Annotated in this window: 1 protein-coding gene; it reads right to left on the bottom strand. The window is 48.0% G+C overall.

All coding sequences use genetic code 11. From position 1 onward, the window contains the following. The coding region (locus R7Q46_RS26550; protein WP_318078134.1) for a tRNA(Met) cytidine acetyltransferase TmcA domain-containing protein at positions 1-773 on the bottom strand (773 nt) is incomplete at both ends.

The following is a 773-nucleotide window of genomic DNA, read 5'->3' as shown; positions in this document are numbered from 1 at the left end:
TCGGAACGGGAATCGCAGCCGCTTCATCGACTAGCAACAAATCACACTCAGGCAGCGAAGACAACAATTCGTCAGGCGCAATAAACTGAATATACCCATATCCGACTTCCAAACGGTCTTTCTTCATCTGTTTGGCATCCGTAAGTAAACGCTGCGCGTGCTGATAGACTGGCTCAACAGCGTTAATAGAAGGCGCGGTAAGTAATATACGCAGCGGCTTGTGCTGCAACAACTGAGCACAAGCGATACCTAACGCGCTGCGTTTACCTCTACCGCGATCAGCCGTGAGCACTAAAGGACGCTTACGATGCCCACTCACCACTTTCTCGATTAATGAAACAGCGCGAGTCTGCTCTATGTATTCTGTATTTCTCTTCGCAATAGCAAACTCAGAAACCTGGGGAATGACTTTCCCCTGCTCAAGCACTATCAGCTTTTGCCATTGGGTCTGCATCCATTGCTCAGCGAAGTGTTGTGGTTGAGCAGTATTTGTCACAACAAGTAGCATTCCACCGCCAACGAGAGAGCCAATTGCCGCCGTAAAGCTATTAGCATCGAACTCTTTTCGCGCGTCAAACAGCAGCACATCACACTCTCTTCCGAGTAGTCGATTTCCCTGCTTCATTCCAACACAAAAGGCATTCTCGAATGACCAATCCCCAACACAGAACCAACGTTGTGTGGTTTGAGTTTGAAGAAATGCAGAGATAATGAAATCTTGCCAATCGGCCTCTCCTTGCAAAACAACGCCTGAGCGTTGAAAAGCATGTTGA

It is taken from the genome of Vibrio sp. 811, assembly GCF_033339195.1.
Note: the sequence above shows the minus strand (reverse complement) of the source record. Positions and strands in the feature narration are given on the sequence as shown.